Consider the following 19331-nt stretch of genomic DNA (forward strand, 5'->3'; position numbering starts at 1 on the left):
TAAAGGATCAAGAGCAATTACGAGCGAGGCGCTGAAATTACGTATTCATACTAACATTAGCTCTAGCAGTCGTAATTGAACTTAGTGCTTCATTGTGATCTTGTTCTCCACACAATAATTTTATGAGGTCTTTATGCTGATAGCGCAGGTTTCAGACATTCACGCCTCACCAGATAATGATCACCTGTTTCGGTTTGACCAGGTACTAAATTGGCTTACGCATCTGAAACCAGATGTGCTGGTACTTACCGGTGATCTAACGGATGGGCATTGGCAGGAAGGTTATAAACAGATAGCCGACCGCCTGAATCAGCAAAATTATCCTTCAATGATCCTGGCAGGTAACTCTGACGACCGCAGTATGATGCGTTCTGTTTGGGATGAGAACAGATGGGCGCACGATGCCCAAGGAGAGGCTCTGCACTTTGTCCATGATACTGGAAGCATTCGCCTGATTGGTCTGGATTCGACGATTGATTGTAAGGATTACGGCAGTGTGGCTGACCATCTGGAATGGTTGGATAATCAACTCAGCGACGCAGACAGCCCTCCGTCATTGCTGTTTTTGCACCATCATGTATTTGCATCCGGCATACCAACGCTAGACGAAACGATGTGCAGAGGTCTACCTGAGATGGAAGATTTGATAAGACGCGCCCCGGGCAGACTACCCGCCATTTCTACAGGCCATGTCCACAGACCCATAGCGGGTACGTTTGCGGACATACCTGCCTACATTTGTGGCTCCGTCTGCCCGGCTAATCCTGCCTGGTTTGGAACAATAAACGTTCCTCCTGCGAATGACCCACCAGCATTGGTGATTCACCGCTATGTCAGTAACTCTCTTACCAGTCACCACGTTTGCGTTTAACTGGCATTCGGAAAACGTATCGGTTTCATAGAGAACGACCTGATCCCCAGTGATTAACGCATAATGTTGCGAGAGAACAATATCTGCTGTTGGCAGAAAGCGGAATGACCTGGGCGCAAGATCCGCTGTGAGCGAAAAGCGGACGTTACCTGAGTTCTTTGATGGGCATAAATTACGGTAGCCAGCTTAAAAATATGGATGCCGATGCCGTGGAGATTTAAGCTCAATCGAGCTTAAAATAATTTATTATTTGCGCAAATTTAAGGCCATCACGGTAACAGTCTCTCCGGCTACAATCCGAATCTCTTTGTCCTCCCATCCCAGCTTGCGGTACAAAGACTGCATGTCCGGCGTGTAAAGCCACAGTTCAGCAATATTTTGCTCAGATGCATGTTTAATCAATTCTTTAACCAGCGCGGATCCTAATCCCTGACCGCGATGTGAAGGCGTGGTGATGACTTCTCCCAGCCAGTGCATACGCTGGGGGTTATCACTAAGCTCAAAGTGAATGAGACTACCTGCTGCGATAACATTGTTTTCTGCATCAATCACGATCAGGGTAACCTGGCGGTCATCACAAGAATTCCGCTCAATGAGCCGTGCTCGAATTTGTTCCTCGTCTGCCCATAAAGGCAGGCAAGACCACTCCCTAAAAAGTAAGCCTGAAGTTTGAGCAAGATAAACAGGGTGGTCCATAAGCTTTTTAATCTGCATTTTTCGCTCTTCTATTTTGACGTTTAGGGAATTTACCATGTTTATAAACTTAAATTTTTAGCACACTTTTCAAATTGCAAAGCCCGTTCCTGGCACACAGCGGAAGCGGACCTCTGGTCACTAAAGGTTCGCAATGAGCGAGGAGCGGACGTCTAACCCTGCTCCCAGGGGACTCCCGGCTCCCAGCGTTCAACCAGCAGGTCAATAAAGGCGCGGATCCGCGGAGATAAGTGTCGTTTACTGGGATAGATGATCCGCACAGGTTCCGGCGGGAAAGGATATTCCTCCAGCACAGGCACCAGCTTGCCGCTACGGACATCATCCGCCAGCAAATAGGTCGGCAGGTGAACGATACCAAACCCGGAAATTGCTGATGCCCGCATCGCTTCCGAACTGTCGAGGTTAAGCCGGCCGGGTCCTTCATAGACAAAAGTGCCTTCGGGAGTGGCAAAATGCCAGCTTCGCCTCTTCTCTGCACTCAGAAGAAAAATAGTGTCATGTCCGGTTAATTCCGCAGGGGTCTTTGGAGCACCCCGTAAGGACAGGTATTGGGGCGATGCACAGGTGACAATACGTTGAGAAGCAATTGTGCGGGTAAGAATTCGTGAGTCATCGCGGGGTTCACCGATGCGAATGGCAATATCAAACCCCTCTTCAATCAGATCGACAAACCTGTCCGTAAAGGAGACCTCCGCACGAAGTTCCGGCCACTTTTTCAGATAAGCATCGAGAACGGGAAGAATGTGTCGCTGACCAAATGAAAGCGGTGCGCTCAACCGGAGCGTCCCCGATGGCTTCCCCCTGCGCATGGCCATGGCGGCATCGACCTCTTCCAGGTCATCCAGTATCTGTCGGCAACGATCGTACATGACCCTCCCCTCATCGGTAAGACTCAGACTCCTGGTGGTACGGTTAAGAAGGCGAACCCCCATGCGCGTTTCCAGCCTGACAATACTTTTGCCAATGGCGGAGCGCGTCAGGCCAAGGGAACCGGCTGCATGGGTGTAACTCCCGGCTTTTACGGCTGCCACGAACGCCGCGATATCACCAATACTGTTGATTTCCATGCTTAATTTATCTCATTCAATACGGGCGTGACTGTACCCTGATATGGGAAGCATATTCCCCAAATGTTTATCTATCATAGACTCCTGTTCTCTTTCAACGCAAATACAAACAGGAATGACAATGCTGAATAAACACACCAGGCAAGCCGTAAAAGAATGGTCAGAAAGTCTGGTCGATCTGGGTCCAATTCTTACCGGTGAAGACACCGTCACGCCTATGCGCGAAGTGCGTGACGCGTACACGCGTATGCTGGCTAAAAACCCTGCGCCTGCGGGCGTCAGCTTTACGGATGTCGACATGGGTGGCGTACCGGGCACGCTGGTGACGCCTGATAACCTTGAAACAGACGCCATCGTGATGTACATCCACGGTGGCGCTTATATTGTCGGTGAACCGGCGGGCTATCACGGTATTGGTGGCAACTACGCCAGCATGCTGGGCGCACGGGTGTACATGCCGGATTATCGTCTGGCGCCGGAGTATCCATTCCCCACGCCGGTTACCGATACCGTTCGTGCCTATGAGTGGTTGATTGAGCAGGGTTTTGACGGCAGCAAAATTGTGCTGGCCGGCGAGTCCGCGGGCGGAGCGATGGTGGTTACCGTGATGGTGGCTGCACGCAACAAGGGCCTGCCGCTTCCGGCCGGCGGAGTTTCTATTTCCCCCTGGGCCAACCTTGAACACACCGGCGTCTCCATGACCAACAGAGAAGGCCTGGATCCCCTGAACACCAAAGCCGGTCTGGATTTCCTGGCCCGTACCTTCCTTGGCGATGCCCTGCCTAATCATCCCATGGCCTCGCCGGTGTTTGCCGATGTGACGGGCCTGCCGCCGGTGCTGGTTCAGATTGGCGAAAATGAACTGATGCTGAGCGACGCGATGCGGCTGGCAACTCATCTGGGTGATCACCGGGTTCGCGTAAATCTGGAGGTCTGGCCTGGTATGTTCCACGCCTGGCATTTCTTCTCCACGCTGCAGCCCGAAGCAGTGCAGGCGCTGGAGAGCTCGGTCGCCTTTATCAGACAGGCTTTGCGGGATGCCGCGAACTAATCATCAATGATGAACTCACTGACGGGCGCGACTGACTGCGCCCGTCAGCTGAGAAAACGCCTGATTTACAGACCCCGCTGACGTCAAATGACCGACAACTCAACGAGCGACCGGGAATAACGCTAGACTAGGTTTCACACCCTGAACGGGTTAAACCCTGTGTTGCGTCCATCGGTTTAACTCACGGCTGTATTCACATGAGATTCGTCAAACGTATTGCGAGGAGAACGTTTATGACAGCGATTGATTCACTCGGCGCCGAAGGCGGAGTCTGGATAAATCCACCTCAGGTATGGACGGTTGAAGAAGGAAAGTTGCAGTTTAAAACGGATCTCAACACTGACTTTTGGCAACAGACGTATTACGGATTCCAGCGTCATACCGGCCATGCATTTGGATTTTACCTGGAGGGTGATTTCACCGTGCAGGTTAAGGTGATGGCGGGTTTTTCTCATCTCTACGATCAGGCCGGCCTATTTCTGCTTGATGATGACCTGCACTGGGTTAAGGCTGGCATTGAATTTAATGACGGTCAGTCTTCTGTTGGCAGCGTGGTGACGCGCAAAATGTCTGACTGGGCCACCGGGATTTTCCCCGGCGATCCGGGGACATTCTGGATGCGTGCCACGCTGGAAAATGAGGCTCTGCGGATACAGTACTCAACGGATGGCAAAACCTGGCCGTTACTGAGATTGTGCCATTGGCCGGAAACGCGAAAGCGTTTTGTAGGCGTAATGAGTTGTACACCCGAAAGGCAGGGGCTCGACGTCATCTTCGACGAATTCACCCTCGGCCCACCTTCAAATAAGCCTCTACATGATCTGACCTGATCAAGCATGACGACTGATTAAGCTTCCAAAGACAATGCCGCTTCGTAATATGGCCTCCTCCCCGAAAAATTAACCTGCCGCAATAAGCGTGACGTCCGCTGTTGAAAAGGAGCGGACAGGCTAACGGGGAAAAGTCAGCGTCGAACTATAAACGACAAATTACAAACCCAGTTCCGACAGCCCCGGATGGTCATCCGGGCGACGGCCCAGAGGCCAGTGAAACTTGCGCTCACTTTCCTTAATAGGCATATCATTGATACAGGCGAAACGACGCTGCATCAGGCCATCTGCTTCAAATTCCCAATTTTCATTCCCGTAAGAGCGGAACCAGTTACCTGAATCATCACGCCATTCATAAGCGTAACGGACAGCGATTCTGTTGCTGTCGAACGCCCACAACTCTTTAATGAGACGGTACTCAAGTTCTTTATTCCACTTACGGGTGAGGAATGCTTTGGCTTCCTCTCGATTATTTGCAAACTCGGTTCGGTTGCGCCACTGGGTATCCAGTGAGTACGCCAACGAGACTTTTCCCGCATCGCGGCTGTTCCAGCCGTCTTCAGCAAGCCGAACTTTCTCAGTCGCCGATTCGCGAGTGAACGGAGGAAGTGGCGGGCGAGTGTGTGTATCAGACATGGTATAGCCTCCCGTAAATTAGGATATCTCAGTAGAAACAGTTTTATGTCACTCAGGCATTAAGGAGAGACAGACTCCAGCAAGTGTTTTGCAACGTCCCCTGCACTGTCGGCCGCGCTGCTATCGCCCATCACATAAGACATGGTGATCGCGCCCTCAATCAGAATAAATAACTGCCTGGCCAGAACTTCAGGGCGCTCAATGTTTAATTGCCCGGTGAGTTCACGCGTGTAATCCAGTAATTTTTGTTTATGCAGCTTCGCTATCTGCCGAACGGGGTCGGTATGATCACCCACTTCTCCCGCGGTATTGATAAATGCACAGCCACGAAAGCCTTCTGACTCAAACCAGCTTCTGAGCACGGTGAACATATTCAAAATGCGCGCCCGAGGCGTATCACCTTTATCAGATTCCGTTCTGAACCAGCACATCCAGCGCTCATCACGTTCTTTCAATGCGGCGGCGGCCACATCATCCTTGGTCGCGAAATAGCGATAAATACTTTTCCTGGCTACGCCCGAGGTTTTAACCAGAAGGTCCATGCCCGTTGCATGGATACCGTTCCGATAAATCAATTGCTCGGCGGTGGTGAGGATTTTTTCGCGGGTATCTGTTGGCTTTCTGTTCATGAATCGAATGGTAGAACGATCGTTCTCCATGATCAACCGTTTTCTCAAAAATAAGGTTAACAGCCAGCCGGCTGCCATGGGTGATTTACCAGTTCTGCTTCGTAGGGGATACGATAAGATCGTTGATCGTCACGTTCCTGGGCTGGTTGAGCGCGTAGACCACCGCATTTGCCACATCCTGCGGACTGATAGCAATTTTTGTCAGCTCCTGCGCCACCTTACGCCCTTCCGGATCGCTCACTTTATCAGCCCATCCCGTGTTAATAACGCCGGGGCTGATGGTATTGACTCGGATGCCTTTATTCACGCCCAGGTCTTTACGCATTGATTCCGTCATGGCGTGCACAAAAAATTTGGTCGAACTGTACACACCCGCGCCGGCGTCAACCTGGTGGCCTGCCACAGAAGCCATGTTCAGGATCTGGCCGTCACTTTTGCTGAGCATAACCGGGAGAACGGACGCAATGGCGTTCAGATAGCCCTTGATGTTGACGTCGACCATTTTGTTCCAGTCGTCCCACGCGATGTCACTCCAGGCTGAAAAGAGCATCAGCCCGGCGTTGTTAATCAGGATATCAACGGTACCGAAGGTATCGGTAGCATGCTTTACCAGCGCCTGTGTATCTTCAAGACGAGTCACATCCGTCACCAGACCGGAAGCATGGCCACCGGCTGACTCAATATCCTTTACCAGCTTATCGAGGCCGGTCTGATCCAGTGCTGCGGCTACGATATTCACACCATGACGTGCAAGTTCCAGCGCGGTCGCGGCGCCAATGCCCGATGACGCACCAGTAATTACAGCGGTTTTGTTCTGCAGATGATTCATATTATTATCCTTTTGGATGAGGTACAGGCGGCGGGAAGATCCCGCCGGTTGTATTTATCAGTAATTCGCTTCCGGCCAGTCGGTGTAACCTTTCGCGCCGCCGCCGTAGTAGGCTTCCTTAGGCGCGATGGTCAGCTCGGCGCCATAACGCAGACGCTTAACCAGATCCGGGTTGGAAATAAACAGGCGGCCAAGGGCAACGGCATCGATGATCCCTGCATTACGGCGGCTGATCGCCATTTCGAGGTCATAGTTGTTGTTACCGATGAACGGACCGCTGAACTGCGCGCTCAGCGCATCCATATCCACGTCGGCAGGCACGTCACGCGACGTTGCAGTGGCACCCTCAACGAAGTGCAGGTATGCCAGATTAAAACGGTTAAGTTGCTGGATGAGATAGCCATACATCGCCATCACGTTGCTGTCCGGCGGCGTGTTGCCTGCGTCAGGAGTTACCGGTGACAGGCGGATGCCTACGCGGTCATTGCCCCAGATGTTGACGATCGCTTCAGTGACTTCCAGCGTCAGGCGCGCGCGGTTTTCTATAGAGCCGCCGTAGGCGTCGGTACGATGATTGGTTGAGTCGCGCAGGAACTGATCGAGCAGATAGCTGTTTGCAGAGTGCACTTCCACGCCGTCAAAACCTGCGCGCAGGGCGTTTTCTGCGGCACGCTTATACTGCTCAATAATGCCCGGGATTTCGTCGGTTTCGAGCGCGCGCGGCGTCGATACCGGTACGAAGCCATTGACGGTATAGGTCTGCCCTTCGGCCTTGATTGCAGAGGGAGCGACAGGACGCTCACCGTTAGGCTGCAGTTCAACGCTTGAAAAACGGCCTACATGCCAGAGCTGACAGACGATTTTTCCGCCTTCGGCGTGAACGGCATCGGTGACTTTTTTCCAGCCGGTAACCTGATCCTCGCTCCAGATCCCCGGCGTGGCCGCATATCCACGGCCCTGAGCTGAGATATTCGTGGCTTCAGAAATATTCAGGCCGGCGCTGGCGCGCTGGGCGTAGTAGGTTGCATGTAGCTCACCAGGTACACCATCTTCGCCGTAACGGCTGCGGGTAACAGGCGCCATAACGATACGGTTGGCCAGCTGAAGGCTTCCCATTGCTACGGGGGAAAAGAGATCTGTACGGGTACTGTTATCAGTCATAGAAACTCCTAAATAGTTGACCGGTCGGCTAGTAAATTGGTAAAAAAATGCGGCTACCTGAGCAGCCGTTTAGTGGCATTCAATGCTTTATCAAATGACGTATCCGGGTCGTGAATTTTTGCCATCAGCGAAGCGCCAAGCCAGAGCTGATACAGTTCTTCACCAAGATCTTTGGCATCTTCATCGCCGGCTAACGAGCCATCCTGCTGACCCTGAAGGATGCACGCGGAGATCCTATCCACGATTTCACGTGTGCCTATGGCCAAAACGCTTCGCATGCTGTCGTACTGATCGCACACTTCCGCGCCAAGCTTGACCACAAGACACTTGCTCTCAGGGAGATCGGCACCTTGTGTGACTTTCCAGAACGAAAAGTATCGCAGCAGGCGCTCTCTGGCGGGTTCGGAACCACGCAGTTGCTCATCGACCTGAACCAGGTAGTTGCTGAAATAGTGCTCTAACAAGGCCTCAGCAAACTCTTCCTTGGACTGGAAGTAATAATAAAACGATCCTTTGGGGATCCCGGCGGCTTTGACAATCTCAGCCAGACCGACGGCGCTGTAGCCTTTATGTGTGATAAGCGTCCGGGCAACATCAATGATGTGCTGACGCACGTTAGCCGCTTGTTTTTTCATAGTCCGGATAGCATAGCGATAAAACTGACCGGTCGTCTAGTTTCTTGGGTGGCATTTTGTGCGGTCATAATTTTTCGCATGGCAGCAGACGTGACGCATACTGCCCGGTTGCTCTCAGGCTTTCCGGCGTGGCCCCATCTTTGGCCTCGATCGACATGCCCTCCAGAAGCGTATTCAAAACGGTAGCTAACGCGGCGGTAGCGGTATCAGAAGGCAGCTGCTTCTCGGTTACAGCCCTGCGCAGACGCTTTTCAAACAGGTCTTTTCCTTCCTGCCTGAGCACGCTGACTGCTTCGACGACGTCAGCGGACTCTTGAGAGACATTGATGGCCGCAAGCACCACCATGCAGCCGCAGGGTACGGAAGGAGAAAGCAGAATGCCTGCCGCTTCGCTGAAGAAATGATCAATCGCCTGCATGATATCGGGCTCTTCTTCAAGCCGCTCCCAAGTTGCCTTCCAGTAGACCCTTTCGTAATAGCTCACGGCCTCCAGGAAAAGTTTCGCCTTGTTACCGAAGGCGGAGTACAGGCTCGGCGGATTAATTTCCATCGCAGCGCAGAGCTCGGCAACCGAGGCGGGCTCAAAGCCTTTACGCCAGAAAATGTCCAGGGCCCTGATCAGGGCCCTGTCGCGATCAAAGCTGCGGGGCCGCCCTTTGGGCTTTTCGCTGGGTACTCCTGCAGTTTTCATTTTCACGTCGGGCATAAAATCATTCTCTTGACACATTACATAGCGATCACTATACAATAATAACATTACATAGTGACTACTACACAAAGATAAAATGCCTATGTCAGATCTTGCCTTCTCCCTCAGCCACTGTCTGCAATCCGCCGTTGCGGCGGGACTGATGCTGCTGTTCGTCTTAAAAATGATTTTCAACCGAATCACGGGCATCCCTGCGGATACCCACCACAACAAAACCGGAGACAGATGATATGACCAACGTAACTTATGTGCAGGAATACAACGCCATCGTGGAAGTGCTCAGCCAGTACAACGAAGGCGGAAAGCAGGCCAGGAGCGAAATAATGAAGCCCGCGTTCAGCGAGCAGGCCACCATCTTTGGCGTTGACGGTGATGCAAACCTCACCGGCGGTCCTATTCAGGGACTTTTCGACACCATCGATACCGTTTTCCGCCCATCCCCGGAAGCGAAGGCCGCAATCGTGCACGTTGATATCGTAGGCACCGCAGCAAGCGCCCGCGTTGATACCGACGATATTTCGGGCTTTCGCTTCACGGACTTTTTCAACCTGCTGAAGGTCAACGGGCGATGGACCGTAGTGAGCAAAATTTACCATACTCACACCGCTTCCTGACATCAGCCATTCCACCTTCATCCGTCGCGTCTGACCGCCAGACGCGGCGAAACCCAGTGAGGAAAAAAACATGAGTCATAATATCAAAACCGTTCATGTTTCTGCCTGTGAGGCCGTTCTTTACATGGCAGTGCGCCAACACGAAAACCGCTCGCATTGAACCCCACCGGGCACACCCGGCTCATTAACCCCCTAATCAACTTTGATGCCCCCGACGCTGACGCTCTGGAGTGGCGCGCTGATGCAGTTATCTGTGCGCTCGGCACCACAATTGAAAACCAAAGTCGTATTTCATGATGTAGCTGATAATGTCAGCGATGATTTTAATTTATCGATAAAAGTGCTGACCCGGAGAGGCAGGTAGCGTGTAGTTGGTAGAACAGCCCAGACGGATAAATCCTGAGGTCTGGCATCTGACAGCTCAATCTCAACAAGTGTGCCCTGGCGGATTTCTTTCATGACATCCCAGCGGGTAAGTTGTGCAAGTCCCATACCTTGAGCACAGAGTTCTCTTACGCCCTCAACGTTATCCGAAATAAAACGTCCCCCAACACGAATCCTGAAAACTTCACCACCACGTTCAAAAATCCATTGAGATACGCTGCTTAGTCTCAGGCAATGATGCTTCATTAAATCTTCTACCGATTTAGGCATGCCATTAACTTTTAAATAATCTGGTGAAGCACAGATTACGCGAGGGCTGTCAGCAATTTTGCGGGCTATAAGTGTGGAATCTTTTAACGGGGCAATACGTATTGCTACATCGATGCCTCTCCCGACAATATCAATCACATCTTCACTTAGCTGAAGATCGATACTCAGCTCTGGATTATCTGCCAGTAATTCAGAAATGAGAGGCAAAATATTTCGGCGCCCGAATCCTGATGGTGCAGTGATTCTGAGCAAACCTGCTGCGCCTTGTGTTGACGGAGAAAAAAGTGCTCGGGCTCCCTTCTCTGCCTCAATAAGTGCCTGGGCATAAGGCAGGAATTCCATGCCTTCCTGAGTTAATGAAACAGATCGAGTGGTTCTCTGTAACAGCCGTGTTCCTAACTCGCGTTCAAGCGATGCGAGGCGTCTTGAAACCGCCATTGCTGTAATACCCTGTCGTTTCGCCGCCTGAGTAAGGCTTCGTGTTTCTGTTATTACGAGAAACAGCGATACATCATGAAGATTCATGTTGACCCCGATAGATGAGACATTGCAACTGTCGTTGATTAAGCAAAAAGAAGCGTGATTATAACGAAAATCGTTATACGGCCTTATCATTTCGCCCTGTTTATGAGCCACTCAACAATGATTATATTGTATTCATGATTTAATATTAAGGATAACTCATGAATGCATTACCCCTTTTCACTCCCAGCAGTATTGGTAAAGTCACCCTAAAAAATCGTCTCGTGGTAGCGCCTATGACTCGTGTCACCGCCTCTGAAGAAGGGGTAGCAAGCGAACGTATGAAGGCATACTACGAAGACTTTACCCGTGGTGGATTTGCTCTGGTTATATCTGAAGGCATTTATATTGATAAGGAATGGTCTCAGGCCTATGCCTTTCAGGCGGGATTAACCAGCCCGCAACAGGTTGCAGGCTGGCGTGACGTCACGGATGCAGTTCATCAACAAGGCGGCCATATTTTTGCCCAAATTCAGCACTCAGGCGCGCTATCACAGGGTAACTCTTTCCGTGAAGGAACCGTTGCACCCAGTGCACTTCGGCCGGTTGGCAATCAAATGACATTTTATCGCGGAGAAGGTGAATATCCTGTTCCTCGGGCACTTAGCGAAGAAGAAATTCAGGGCATTATCAGCAGCTTTGCCGATGCCGCGTCCAACGCTGTAAACCAGGCTGGCTTTGATGGGGTAGAAATTCATGGTGCAAATGGATATTTACTCGATCAATTCTTCACGGATTACACTAATCTGCGCACTGACTGCTGGGGTGGTGATATCGCAGGCAGACTTCAGCTTATCCTTGAAGTAATTAAGTCTGTCCGACAACGCTTAGGTCAGGCTATCCCAGTAGGTATCAGAATATCTCAGGGGAAAGTAAATGACTTCTTCCATAAATGGGCTAATGGTGAAGACGATGCACGCATAGCGTTTACGCTACTCGCCGAATCCGGTATCGATTATCTTCATCTGACCGAATATGAAGCTTGGCAGCCGGCATTCCCCGGTAACTTACTCTCACTGATTGAACTGGGACGTAAATATGCCCCCAACCTCACCATTATGGCTAATGGTAGTCTTCATGATGAATGCCGGGCATTGCAGGTTATGGAAATGGGTGCAGATTTCATAGCTCTGGGTCGTGGTGCGCTGGCAAATCATGACTGGCCACAACGAGTTGCCAACGGCAAAAGCGTTCGGGAGTTTGATAACGCGATCCTCGGACCCACAGCGAATATTAAGGATTCTGAACTTTCTGTATAACTCTTCTCTCCCCGGGTAACTTCCCGGGGGGTAATGTCATCGTTGTCATAAGCCGTCCGCTCTTGGCACAAGGCAGCCTGGCGTGGACGCATAGTCCGCTATGATCGAAAAGCGGAGATGACACCCAAGGGACGGTTTGAATAAGTGTTGTCCTGTCACCCGGTTTAGGCTGATACTTTTTTTAGCATGATGCTTTATGTTGGTCACATTCTTCCTGCAGGGTATAACCATGATAACAGTAGAGAAATCAGATCCATTTTCTTCAGAATCCCTTCGCCTGATCGAATTGCTATCCGCAGAACTTGCCGCGATTACTGGTGATAACGGTAAAAGTAATTTCACCGCAGAAGCAATGAGTGGTGACAAAGCGTTATGGGCATTAGCAAAAAATTCTCAAGGCAAAGCTATAGGATGCGGTGCGATACGGCCATTGACGCAAAAGATAGCCGAGCTTAAAAGAATGTTTTCAGACCGAAGTGTGTCAGGGGTTGGCGGTGCCTTACTCACTTTTCTGGAAAAATCTGCAAAAGAGATGGGATATATCGAGCTCAGGCTGGAAACCCGACGCATCAACTATCGGGCCGTAAATTTCTACGAGAAAAATGGTTATACCCGTATTGAGAATTACGGCCCATATATCGGTAGGACAGACGCTGTCTGTTTCTCAAAGGCATTTCGCTGATTGAGTTAATTAGTTCTGACGTCAGCTTCTTGCTGTGAGTTCAACCGATGCAGTAACGGAAAAGTGATCATCAAAAGTTAGTGAGCACGATCTTGCCCTGAATGCTCCCCAGTGCAGCACGCTGATGAGCAGCCGACGCCATGGCTAATGGGTAAGTGCTGTCAATAACAACCCGGATCGTTCCGTCGTCCAGAAGGCTGCCGGCAGTAGCTAATTGCGCACCATTTGAGCGTACCTGCGTGATTGAAACCGTAATGTTCTTTCTGAGCGCCTCCTCCTGTCCGGCAAACCCCAGAGGGTTGACGAGAAACAACGCGCCTCCCGGTTTGATACACGTCAGGAAGCGCTCCATATTTGAACCACCAACGGCATCAATCACAAGATCGACATTTTTCACCGCGGTTTCGGCGGCAACTTTGGTGTAGTCAATAAACTCATCTGCCCCCAGCTCACGCATAAGCTCCTCATTTCGGGAGGAAGCCACGGCGATTACTCGCGCACCTTTCCACCTGGCTATCTGCACCGCAAGATGCCCAACGCCTCCACCGGCACCGTTTACCAGCACCGTCCGGCCTTCTAATGGGACAGGTGTATGCCTGAAGGACTGAAAAGGATTGGGAGCATCGTGACCCAGCTCGACAAGGAACTGCCAGGCAGTAAGAAGCGACATTGGCGCACCCGCAGCCTGAACATGTCCGATACGTTGGGGTTTCATTGCCAGCTCTGAGGAAGGTACGCTCACGTAGTCAGCATAGGCGCCGCTGCCCTGCATTACCCCCTGAGGAAAACGTACCATTGAGTAAACCTCGTTGCAGATGGTGAATTCCGAAACATCCTCACCGACGTCTACAACTACGCCTGATATGTCTGTTCCCAGAATGAGCGGAAAGGTCGGGTCAGGCCACCATTCAGGCGGGAGCGCCCGGTAACCTTCGCGCAGATACCAATCCGGTGGATTAATGCCGGCCGCATATACTTTAACAAGTACTTCATTGCTTCCCACCACTGGACGGGTTGTCTCGCCATACTGCAGGTTCTCAGGCCCACCAAATGCATAAAGCTGAACTGCTTTCATCATGTCAGTCATCACAATCTCACTTAAAGGTAATCAGATGACCGATGATAAGCCTGAAATCTGACATTGATAATCAGGCTGAATTTCGCTTTAATTGTGCCATGAAGGAACAAATAGGTTTTGAAAGACTCACAGGTTTAATTGCATTCGCTCGTGCTGGCGCTCTCGGCAGCTACACTGCTGCTGCCCGTTCCCTGTCAGTCTCACCTTCAGCAATCAGTAAGAGCATCCAGCGACTGGAGACGCAACTTGGCATTACCCTGTTTACCCGAACGACACGTTCGCTGGTGTTAACCGCAGAAGGCCGTGAGCTTCACGAGCGGGCTTTACGATTGCTTCAGGATGCAGACGAGATTGAGCAGATAGCGAAACGCTCGCGTGCGGAGCCCGCAGGGACACTGCGTATTGCGGCATCGTACCCGATCGGTCTGCATATGATTGCTCCTGTACTTCCGCAATTCTGCGCGCTGTATCCAAAAGTGAAAATTGACTTGCGGTTGAGCGATCGCGTTATCAGTATCGTGGATGAGAGCATTGATATTGCCGTCCGGCTTGGCGATCTTGACGATTCAAATCTTCTGTCGCGCCGTCTCTCGCCGTACCGGCTGGGGTGTTACGCCTCGCCTGAATATCTTGCCAGTTGCTCTGCCCCTGAAAATCCTAATGACCTCATGAGCCATAAAACGGTAAACCTGCGTTATCAACAAACAGGGCAGCTTTTTCGCTGGCCTTTTCAGGTTGGGGAACGGGAGACAGAGATTTTGCCATCATCAGATGTTGTTGTTGATGCCAGCGAAGCCGTACTGGCCTTAGTTGCTGCAGGAGGCGGAATAGGAATGGCGACGAGTTTTATGGCTGATTCATGGGTAGAGAATAAAAGACTGGTTCCGATCCTGACAGCTTTCGCTGTGGAGCGGCATAATATTACGGCACTCTGGCATGAAAGCCGGCGGTCTAACCCGGCCGTTCGTGCATTGCTGGATCATCTTATTGATCGCTGTTAGGCGGCCTTAGAGTATGGAATTAAAGCCCACGCGATTCATACATTGCTTCAGTAAATTATTGGCTATCACCAGCCTCCCCGGCCAATAACTTTTCAGAATTCTGATTGTTAATCAGTAATGAACCAACCCGCCGTCAACTGCATACTGACTGCCGGTCACGTAGGATGCATCGTCGGAAAGCAGGAAGAGTGCAACTGCAGCGGCTTCTTCGGCTGTTCCGACTCGGCCCAAAGGAACCTGGCTCACCACAAAATCCTCGAACTGCTGACGAGACTCCTCAGGCATAAAATGTCTGAAGTTGGTCTCAATGGGACCCGGTACCAGTGTATTGGCGCGAATGCCGCGTTCAGCCAACGCAGATGCCCAGCTTTTAACCATCGCCACAACGGCGCCTTTCGTTGCTGCGTAGAGACTGGTCATTGCCGCACCTTCATAAACAGATGAAGACGAGGTGACAAGAACCGAAGCGTTGGGGTTGAGTGAATCGGACAATGCTGCCAGCTGTAGCATCGGGCCACGGACATTCGCGTTCATCATGCGGTTAAACGCATCTGCCGTTACAGATTCCACAGAGCCTACCTCTGCGAAGCCAGCATTAAGCCACAAACCATCCAGCGAGCCCCAGCCGCTTATCGCTGTCTGCAGCGCGCTTATGTCTGCTTCGCTTGCCGCATCGCTTTTCAGAATAAGCGATGTCTCAGGCAGCAGGCTGCGGGCGCGTTCCAGCCTTTCTTCATTGAGCCCTGTAATGGCGACATGACCGCCTTCCCTGACAATGCGTTGAGCACCTGCCAACCCCATCCCGCTGGTACCGCCAGTAATCAGTATGCGTTTTCCCTCAAATCTGCTCACGTTTACCCCCTCATTTGGCTTTGAAATCATTAAATACCTTACGCAAAATGAATATCAGCCGTCATCTTTTTCAACATGAAACTATGAATTTCGGTTTCGACATCTGATTTTTACCTTGCAGAGAAATTTTTGAACACTCAAAACATAAAGCGAAGCGTATAAACCGGCTTAATATTTCCGAGAAATATCGCTGTTTATAACCCTGGCATCGGTTTGGCAATGCTTCAGCAGCGCATCCCAGTCATCAGGGGGTTCACCAGACTTCAGCATCCGTTCAAATACCCTATAGGCATCTGTTTTCGAACCATAAGCGCGAAGCATGCCGAAATCATTTACCCAACCAATAATGATGGTTCTGTGGGGCACGCTGAAGCGGAAGAATAACCGAAATTGCTGCAGGAATTTGACGCGGTACCAGTGCCGGTAATCCTGGCCTAAGGTATTGCCCTGCCGAAAGTGGCTGTCCAGTGGATTGGCCGGGATCACCCGAGTAATGATTTGCTCAATCGCCGCCAGCAGCTTGGTTTCTTTCTTTTTGTGATAGCCCTGAGGATCCTTTTTTTTCAGCGCCAGGACTTTATTTTGAAGTTCAGCCAGCTGCGTCAGAAAACAGGAATGAAAATAGAATTTCCATCCATTAATCTCCAAATACTCCATGTCGCCTCCTGCTCCATGTTGCCTGCTACTCATCGTCAGTCAGCGGCCCGTCTAAATCGACTTCAACGCCAGCAGTCAGTTGCTGGATCCCTGCCCAAAATTCTACTGGCACTGCATGGATATGATGCGGGTTGGTCATCATGTCGTTTTCGAGGAAAGCCAGAAACTGCGGGACCACCGGATCTTCCGCTTCTTCTTCTCGTCTAGACATAACGACTTTACCGCCGGGCAGCAGAGCGTATTCAATGAATTCTCCCGGCTTCAGTTGCAGCGCATCGCGAATCGCGGCGGGGATGGTGGTCTGGCTACGCTCAGTGAGTCGGGACTCCGCGCGCAAAGACACGTCTGCCATGTTTACATTCATTATTTTCTCCTCGACGCCAACCCACTATCGGGACGCGGATTATCAAACCGCTGGCGTCTTCAAGCCTGTAATGAGCGTAATGCATCTGCATTGTGCAATGCAAGTGCATTACTGGCTATTTTTTCAGCGCCCTGGTTGTGCACGCGTTGATTACGGCTGGCCCTTGGGCAGCGCGGCAAAGAAGTCCGCATGGCTGGGTTGGCGGGTTTGCTGCAGGATTTCTTTCAGTGCCACCAGCGGATCGTCGTTCCAGTCGGCACGAATATCGGTGCTGGCGTATTCACGGTCATGCCAGACCTGGAGCGCAGCCGATTTCAGTCCACGGCGATCGCCACCCGCCGCGGCTCCGGCGCACATCGCCGCCAGCAAGCGGTCGGCAAAGGGCAACGCAGACTGCTGCTGATAAACGCCCATCATCTCCTGCAGCGTGTCGGGCCCGGTCAGTAAATTTCCTCCGACCGTGCAGACCGTCGATTCAAGGCTGTCGGCAAATTCGCCACACTCGTCGCCCGTCCAGTGGGCAATGCCGCCAAGGCAATCGACGATCATCAGCTGCCTGCGCGCGGCCTCGGGATCGTCATCCAGCAAGGTGCGCATCACCTGCGCAGCACCCTCGCCTGCTTTAAGCAGTGCCAAACCGCGCACGCCATACAGCGGATTGGTCATCGCCTGGGTGGCGATGGCGCCGGTTTGCGCGCGGCCATGGATCACCAACGCCCCGACGGCGGGCCCGGCGGTCGCGGTTGCCACGCCCAGCGCGCCGGTCTGTGGATCGCGTGCGACGATTGAAAAAGTCATCCCGATTCCTCGCGGTCAGATCTAATTTATATGTATAAATTATTGCAATATTGTTTATTTATACGCATAAATAAAAAACACAACAACGCTTATTCTTTCACCTGTTGCTGAAGAGGCCGTGATGCTGAGTGCGATAACCGGAAATTTGTTAAGCAGAAAATGGCTGCCCGCTTCAGCGCTTCTGGCCCTGCTGTGGCTGCCCGCGTTGCAGGCGAAAACCCCTGCCGATGCGCTGTTAATCGGCCAGGTGGCGGAACCGCAGTCGCTGGACCCGCAGGTGGCGACGGCGGCGAATGACTCCCGCATTCTGGTCAATATTTATGATGGGCTGGTGCGCAATGGCGAAGGTAAACTGGATATCGAACCGGCGCTGGCCACCAGCTGGGAGATCGCCCCGGACGGCCTGACCTATCGCTTCCATTTACGGCAAAACGTCCGTTTTCAGGATGGCACGCCGTTCAACGCCGAAGCCGCCAAATTCACCTTCCAGCGCATGCTCGATGATAAAAATCCGTGGCACAACACCGGCCCCTTCCCGCTGTCGTTCTTTTTCTCCTCGATAAAATCGATAGAAACGCCCGATCAGCAGACGCTGGTATTTCACCTCAGCGAGCCTTTCGCGCCACTGCTGTCGAATCTGGCGACGCCGACCGGGTTGATCGTCTCGCCCACGGCGGTAAAAAAGTACGGCAAAGAGTTTGGACGCCATCCGGTCGGCACCGGCGCGTTCACCTTCAGCGAATGGCAGCCAAACCAGCGCGTGGTGATCAAAGCAAATGCCGGTTACTGGGATGGCAAACCGGCGGTAAACAACGTGGTGTTCCGCCCGATCACCGACGGCAATACGCGGGTGGCGGAAATGCTCTCCGGCGGCATCGATGCGATGGTCGAAGTGCCGCCCGACACGGTGAAATTGTTTAAGGAAAAAAGCAATCGCTTCCGTCTGTATGAAACCACCGGGCCGCACGTCTGGTACGTGATGCTCAACACCCAGGTTCCGCCGTTTAACGATCGCCGCGTGCGTCAGGCGGTTAACTACGCCATCAATAAACAGTCGCTGGTCGATAACATCCTGCAAGGCTCTGCCAGCGTGGCGGATGGCCCGATACCTTCCGCATTCGGTTGGGCAGCCAACAAGGCGGTACAGCCCTGGCCGTACGATCCGCAGAAAGCACGTCAGCTGCTGAAGGACGCCGGAGCCGAAGGCGCCACCCTGACCTTTTATGTCACCGAAGGCGGTTCGGGCATGCTGGATCCGCTGCCGATGGCCACCGCCATTCAGGCCGATCTAAAAGCCGTCGGGCTGAAGGTCAATATTCAGAGCTATGAGTGGAACACCTATCTGGCCAAGGTCAATGCCGGGCTGGATAACCACACCCAGATGGCCGAAATGGCATGGATGACCAACGATCCCGACACCCTGCCGTTCCTGACTTTGCGCACCGATGCCTGGCCGAAGAAAGGCGGATTTAACTCCGGCTATTACAGCAACCCTCAGGTCGATCGACTGCTGCAAGAGGCGCGACTGACCACCGACACGGCGACGAGGGCCACCCTCTACCGGCAGGTTCAGCAAATTGTGCATGACGATGCGCCGTGGATTTTCGTCGCCAACTGGAAGCAGAACGCCGTGACCTCCACGCGCATCGCGCACTTTGCTCTGCAACCCAACTTTAACCTGTTACTCAACCGGGTGACCAAACACTGATTTCAGAGCG

At 52.1% G+C, this 19331-nt stretch carries 22 protein-coding genes; 8 read left to right on the forward strand and 14 right to left on the reverse strand.

The annotated features are described in order from the left end of the window. The first annotated feature begins 133 nt into the window (after positions 1 to 133). Positions 134 to 871, forward strand: a complete 738-nt coding sequence (locus tag EBC_RS15920; protein WP_041692055.1) for a metallophosphoesterase — start codon at positions 134 to 136, stop codon at positions 869 to 871. Positions 872 to 1117: 246 nt separating this feature from the next. Here the strand turns inward: EBC_RS15920 and EBC_RS15925 are convergent, their stop codons facing one another. After that, positions 1118 to 1585: a GNAT family N-acetyltransferase gene (locus tag EBC_RS15925; protein ID WP_013202855.1), complete on the reverse strand. Its 468-nt coding sequence runs from the start codon at positions 1583 to 1585 to the stop codon at positions 1118 to 1120. A gap of 152 nt (positions 1586 to 1737) precedes the next feature. After that, positions 1738 to 2652: a LysR family transcriptional regulator gene (locus EBC_RS15930; RefSeq protein WP_013202856.1), complete on the reverse strand. Its 915-nt coding sequence runs from the start codon at positions 2650 to 2652 to the stop codon at positions 1738 to 1740. Between the two features lie 121 nt (positions 2653 to 2773). Between EBC_RS15930 and EBC_RS15935 the strand changes: the two genes are divergently transcribed. Continuing rightward, positions 2774 to 3703, forward strand: a complete 930-nt coding sequence (locus tag EBC_RS15935) for an alpha/beta hydrolase (protein ID WP_013202857.1) — start codon at positions 2774 to 2776, stop codon at positions 3701 to 3703. A 233-nt stretch (positions 3704 to 3936) separates the two neighbouring features. Beyond that, positions 3937 to 4533 (forward strand): DUF1349 domain-containing protein, encoded by a 597-nt coding sequence (locus EBC_RS15940; protein ID WP_013202858.1) that lies wholly within the window; start codon positions 3937 to 3939, stop codon positions 4531 to 4533. A gap of 159 nt (positions 4534 to 4692) precedes the next feature. Here the strand turns inward: EBC_RS15940 and EBC_RS15945 are convergent, their stop codons facing one another. The 6 genes from EBC_RS15945 to EBC_RS15970 all read right to left on the reverse strand — a co-directional run bounded on the left by EBC_RS15945 (position 4693) and on the right by EBC_RS15970 (position 9129). Then, positions 4693 to 5169 carry a nuclear transport factor 2 family protein gene (locus tag EBC_RS15945; protein WP_013202859.1) on the reverse strand — a complete coding sequence of 159 codons (477 nt, stop codon included), beginning with the start codon at positions 5167 to 5169 and terminating at the stop codon, positions 4693 to 4695. Positions 5170 to 5228: 59 nt separating this feature from the next. Beyond that, positions 5229 to 5798, reverse strand: coding sequence for a TetR/AcrR family transcriptional regulator (locus EBC_RS15950; RefSeq protein WP_041692354.1), 570 nt, complete (start codon positions 5796 to 5798; stop codon positions 5229 to 5231). An 85-nt stretch (positions 5799 to 5883) separates the two neighbouring features. Beyond that, complete coding sequence (locus tag EBC_RS15955; RefSeq protein ID WP_013202861.1) at positions 5884 to 6627, reverse strand: SDR family oxidoreductase; 744 nt, start codon at positions 6625 to 6627, stop codon at positions 5884 to 5886. 57 nt (positions 6628 to 6684) lie between these two features. Further along, positions 6685 to 7788, reverse strand: coding sequence for an alkene reductase (locus EBC_RS15960; protein WP_013202862.1), 1104 nt, complete (start codon positions 7786 to 7788; stop codon positions 6685 to 6687). A 53-nt stretch (positions 7789 to 7841) separates the two neighbouring features. Next, complete coding sequence (locus tag EBC_RS15965) at positions 7842 to 8423, reverse strand: TetR/AcrR family transcriptional regulator (RefSeq protein WP_013202863.1); 582 nt, start codon at positions 8421 to 8423, stop codon at positions 7842 to 7844. 64 nt (positions 8424 to 8487) lie between these two features. Continuing rightward, positions 8488 to 9129: a TetR/AcrR family transcriptional regulator gene (locus EBC_RS15970; RefSeq protein WP_013202864.1), complete on the reverse strand. Its 642-nt coding sequence runs from the start codon at positions 9127 to 9129 to the stop codon at positions 8488 to 8490. 233 nt (positions 9130 to 9362) lie between these two features. On the opposite strand from EBC_RS15970, the gene EBC_RS15975 reads away from it, so the two are divergent. Next, positions 9363 to 9746, forward strand: coding sequence for a nuclear transport factor 2 family protein (locus EBC_RS15975; RefSeq protein ID WP_013202866.1), 384 nt, complete (start codon positions 9363 to 9365; stop codon positions 9744 to 9746). 291 nt (positions 9747 to 10037) lie between these two features. Here the strand turns inward: EBC_RS15975 and EBC_RS15980 are convergent, their stop codons facing one another. After that, positions 10038 to 10925 carry a LysR family transcriptional regulator gene (locus EBC_RS15980; protein WP_041692356.1) on the reverse strand — a complete coding sequence of 296 codons (888 nt, stop codon included), beginning with the start codon at positions 10923 to 10925 and terminating at the stop codon, positions 10038 to 10040. A 158-nt stretch (positions 10926 to 11083) separates the two neighbouring features. Between EBC_RS15980 and EBC_RS15985 the strand changes: the two genes are divergently transcribed. Further along, on the forward strand, positions 11084 to 12181 hold the full coding sequence (locus EBC_RS15985; protein WP_013202868.1) for an NADH:flavin oxidoreductase: 1098 nt from the start codon (positions 11084 to 11086) through the stop codon (positions 12179 to 12181). A 229-nt stretch (positions 12182 to 12410) separates the two neighbouring features. Continuing rightward, positions 12411 to 12863, forward strand: coding sequence for a GNAT family N-acetyltransferase (locus EBC_RS15990; RefSeq protein WP_013202869.1), 453 nt, complete (start codon positions 12411 to 12413; stop codon positions 12861 to 12863). A gap of 70 nt (positions 12864 to 12933) precedes the next feature. Here the strand turns inward: EBC_RS15990 and EBC_RS15995 are convergent, their stop codons facing one another. Next, on the reverse strand, positions 12934 to 13950 hold the full coding sequence (locus EBC_RS15995) for an NADP-dependent oxidoreductase (protein ID WP_041692057.1): 1017 nt from the start codon (positions 13948 to 13950) through the stop codon (positions 12934 to 12936). Positions 13951 to 14039: 89 nt separating this feature from the next. On the opposite strand from EBC_RS15995, the gene EBC_RS16000 reads away from it, so the two are divergent. Continuing rightward, positions 14040 to 14942 carry a LysR family transcriptional regulator gene (locus EBC_RS16000; protein WP_013202871.1) on the forward strand — a complete coding sequence of 301 codons (903 nt, stop codon included), beginning with the start codon at positions 14040 to 14042 and terminating at the stop codon, positions 14940 to 14942. 111 nt (positions 14943 to 15053) lie between these two features. Here EBC_RS16000 and EBC_RS16005 read toward each other — a convergent pair whose 3' ends face one another. The 4 genes from EBC_RS16005 to EBC_RS16020 all read right to left on the reverse strand — a co-directional run bounded on the left by EBC_RS16005 (position 15054) and on the right by EBC_RS16020 (position 17613). Next, complete coding sequence (locus EBC_RS16005) at positions 15054 to 15794, reverse strand: SDR family oxidoreductase (RefSeq protein WP_013202872.1); 741 nt, start codon at positions 15792 to 15794, stop codon at positions 15054 to 15056. A 168-nt stretch (positions 15795 to 15962) separates the two neighbouring features. After that, positions 15963 to 16451: a type II toxin-antitoxin system YhaV family toxin gene (locus EBC_RS16010; protein WP_013202873.1), complete on the reverse strand. Its 489-nt coding sequence runs from the start codon at positions 16449 to 16451 to the stop codon at positions 15963 to 15965. Between the two features lie 25 nt (positions 16452 to 16476). Beyond that, entirely contained in the window at positions 16477 to 16815 is a 339-nt protein-coding gene (locus tag EBC_RS16015) for a type II toxin-antitoxin system PrlF family antitoxin (RefSeq protein WP_013202874.1), read from the reverse strand. A gap of 150 nt (positions 16816 to 16965) precedes the next feature. Then, positions 16966 to 17613: a DUF1028 domain-containing protein gene (locus tag EBC_RS16020; protein ID WP_013202875.1), complete on the reverse strand. Its 648-nt coding sequence runs from the start codon at positions 17611 to 17613 to the stop codon at positions 16966 to 16968. 121 nt (positions 17614 to 17734) lie between these two features. Between EBC_RS16020 and EBC_RS16025 the strand changes: the two genes are divergently transcribed. Continuing rightward, positions 17735 to 19321 carry an ABC transporter substrate-binding protein gene (locus EBC_RS16025; RefSeq protein ID WP_013202876.1) on the forward strand — a complete coding sequence of 529 codons (1587 nt, stop codon included), beginning with the start codon at positions 17735 to 17737 and terminating at the stop codon, positions 19319 to 19321. Positions 19322 to 19331: the final 10 nt, after the last annotated feature.

This window comes from Erwinia billingiae Eb661 (assembly GCF_000196615.1).
Lineage (GTDB): Bacteria > Pseudomonadota > Gammaproteobacteria > Enterobacterales > Enterobacteriaceae > Erwinia > Erwinia billingiae.